The organism is Acinetobacter sp. Ag2, from assembly GCF_001005515.1.
Lineage (GTDB): Bacteria > Pseudomonadota > Gammaproteobacteria > Pseudomonadales > Moraxellaceae > Acinetobacter > Acinetobacter bereziniae.
On record NZ_LBNA01000005.1, the window covers coordinates 1 to 3244 of the forward strand.

The 3244-nt window shown below is 34.6% G+C and carries 1 protein-coding gene and 2 CRISPR repeat arrays; the gene reads right to left on the minus strand.

Annotation, left to right across the window (positions count from 1 at the left end; translation table 11 throughout):
• Positions 1-51 precede the first annotated feature (51 nt).
• Positions 52-981: a CRISPR direct-repeat array (repeat unit 28 nt; unit sequence TTTCTAAGCTACCTATACGGTAGTAAAC).
• A 251-nt stretch (positions 982-1232) separates the two neighbouring features.
• Positions 1233-2429: a Fic family protein gene (locus AAV97_RS00030; RefSeq protein ID WP_046759453.1), complete on the minus strand. Its 1197-nt coding sequence runs from the start codon at positions 2427-2429 to the stop codon at positions 1233-1235.
• A gap of 196 nt (positions 2430-2625) precedes the next feature.
• Positions 2626-3193: direct repeats of the CRISPR family, unit length 28 nt; unit sequence TTTCTAAGCTACCTATACGGTAGTGAAC.
• Positions 3194-3244: the final 51 nt, after the last annotated feature.

The following is a 3244-nucleotide window of genomic DNA, read 5'->3' on the forward strand; positions in this document are numbered from 1 at the left end:
TACCTATACGGTAGTGAACATAAAGCTGTACCCTCTAATTCTGCCGTTGTTTTTCTAAGCTACCTATACGGTAGTGAACGAACAGGCGCAGGGTTATATTCTGCACCTACATTTCTAAGCTACCTATACGGTAGTGAACTTTTATAGTCTTTAAACAATGCTCGGATCTCTTTTCTAAGCTACCTATACGGTAGTAAACAAAACGGTAAAACAACTGGAATTACTGTAATGTTTCTAAGCTACCTATACGGTAGTAAACTTATTCACACGTTCACACGGAGTTTGAATTATTTTCTAAGCTACCTATACGGTAGTAAACTCTCACAGCCAACTTATACAAAAAATGGTGTTTTTCTAAGCTACCTATACGGTAGTAAACATAAGAACTGTGAGCACCGTTCAGATTTATCATTTCTAAGCTACCTATACGGTAGTAAACATAATTCAAATCGAGTTAATGGAAAATTAGGATTTCTAAGCTACCTATACGGTAGTAAACTTAATGGAAAGTATCAGGCTTACACACAACAATTTCTAAGCTACCTATACGGTAGTAAACAACTCTTTGCTATCCTACTGATTCCCTTGATCTTTCTAAGCTACCTATACGGTAGTAAACTTATGCGCCGTAATAACGATACGAATAGCAATTTTCTAAGCTACCTATACGGTAGTAAACACGTGTTGTAAAGATCGACAAAAGCTTTGTAGTTTCTAAGCTACCTATACGGTAGTAAACTTTGTTACGGAAACGCTGAAACCAAGTTTTTTTTTCTAAGCTACCTATACGGTAGTAAACGGGATTAATTATCCTGGTGTGATTTCCGTCAATTTTCTAAGCTACCTATACGGTAGTAAACATTAGACTGGCAACTCTGTCCCGAAGCTGATTCTTTCTAAGCTACCTATACGGTAGTAAACGCTGAAACGCCTAATTTATTACGGAAACGTTGTTTCTAAGCTACCTATACGGTAGTAAACTATAACTTTAAAACAAAAAATAAAATAATAACAGTAAGTTAAACCTAAAAATCATCAAATGACCCAAGTTTCTATTTACGATTATAATTTATTGATTTTATTCAGTTGTTAAAGAGTTAAAAAATATTGGGGTAAAATTTTAGAATTATCTTCTGTTTCACTAAAATCTATACAATCCAAATTTTCCTACTTTTGCCTCAGTTGCAAAAGATTTATAAAATATTGCCAAGCAATTTATAAACTCATCATATTTAAACTGACTCGCCAACAACAATCAATCCATCTTGATCATCTAAAAAGTTTAGCTCAACCAATCTAGCAATATCACGATAAAAAGTACGTTCTGTTTTACCTGTATATAAAACTTGGATTTGTGGTATTCGATATAACTCAGCTTGGTTAAAAAACTTTTTCGTCTGTCCTCTTACAAACATAATTGTTTGAATTAAATTAAATTGTCTATCTGAGATCCGTTTACTAAATTTGGCATCATTTAAAGCTGTTTGATACAACAAAAAGCCGATTAGTCCATTACTTTGATCATGTAAATTATTAATGGTCTCAAACATCCCTTTTAGCACAAACTCAATAAAAGATTGATTGGCTGAAGATTCCTTTCTATCAGCAGCTTTTCGACATGCATTAAACAAAGCAAAATACTCATGAATATTGATTTGATAATATGCCCATATCGCTGACGAACTAAATCGATAGCCTGATTGTTCAAGCAGTAACATTTCAATTAAACGACCTGTTCGTCCGTTACCATCCCAAAATGGATGAATCAATTCAAAGTAATAATGTGCTAAACAAGCACGGATAATAGCAGGCTGATTAATCACATTCGGGCTATTTAACCATTCAATCCAAGCTATTATAAGATACTCAATATCTTCAATACATTTTGGTGGACGATATGTACCACCATGTTCGCTATTACCTACCACTGTTTTTTGGTTAGGCTGATTATTCCTAAACTGCCCTGCTGGATTATGTTGTTCTTCTAGATTTTGCGATACCAGACTATGTAACTTAATGACGGACATTAAGGATATACTTTGACCCTCTTTAGGTTGTAATTTTTTTTGACTGAACTGTTTGATCCAATCTATTGCCTCTTTAAGATTGGTGAGACGACGCTCCTCGGTCTTTTGTATTGTCTTAGGATCTAGTCTTAAAATTTCCTTCGTCTCTTGCTCTGTAAATTGACCACCTTCAATGGTATTTGTACTATAAATACTACTCGCTAAAACCTTTTCTTGTACTTGATCTATAATTTGAGGCAAACTTGGCATTTTATTAAATCTATTCTGTGCATCGTTTACACGATCAAGCATAGGTGTAACCTGCTCTAAGTCAAACCCAAGCTGAAAGGTAAAAGAGCCGGACTTGTACGTCATGACTCTTAAAGTTGTGTCATCTAGCCAAACTTTACTTTGATCAGGCATTTTGTCAATTTTTTTGTCAAATAAAATGTCAAAACATTATTATTATAAATCATAAATTTAGTCAAATTTTAATTGTAATAATGTCAAAGATTATGTCACTCATTTTGTCAAATTTTGTTTTAAACATAATATTGAAATTTTTCAATTGATTAGACTTTTCCAGTCACACTAAGCCTATATCCAATTAATTTTAAGTTCGTTAAGTTACCTATACAGTAGTGAACTTCTCCAATCATCTTGTGCTGTTGCATTACCATTTCTAAGCTACCTATGCGGTAGCGAACCACTGTCTAATTCGACAAGCGAGGCATCTACTTTTCTAAGCTACCTATGCGGTAGCGAACTTAAAAATGGTGTACCTGCATTCACGGCTATTTTTCTAAGCTACCTATACGGTAGTGAACTGGGTGATCGTCTCTGGTCTAGATTCCAACAATTTCTAAGCTACCTATACGGTAGTGAACGCCATCGGCACCAGTAATTAGAATTTTAGTTTTTTCTAAGCTACCTATACGGTAGTGAACATGCAAATATTGCAGCGGCTACAGCTAATGCTTTTCTAAGCTACCTATACGGTAGTGAACGTGCTAAAGGTTATATGGATGGTGGTCATACTTTTCTAAGCTACCTATACGGTAGTGAACTATATTTACGTTTGGCACAATCTTGGCAAACATTTCTAAGCTACCTATACGGTAGTGAACATTGCCCGTTTAAAACTTTGTACACTTCTTGATTTCTAAGCTACCTATACGGTAGTGAACATGTCATCCAAAGCTTTTTTTGCTAATTGCTGATTTCTAAGCTACCTATAC

Coding starts and splice junctions, on each gene's coding strand:
- AAV97_RS00030 (WP_046759453.1), bottom strand. CDS start 2,429: ATGCCTGATCAAAGTAAAGTTTGGCTAGATGACACAACTTTAAGAGTC.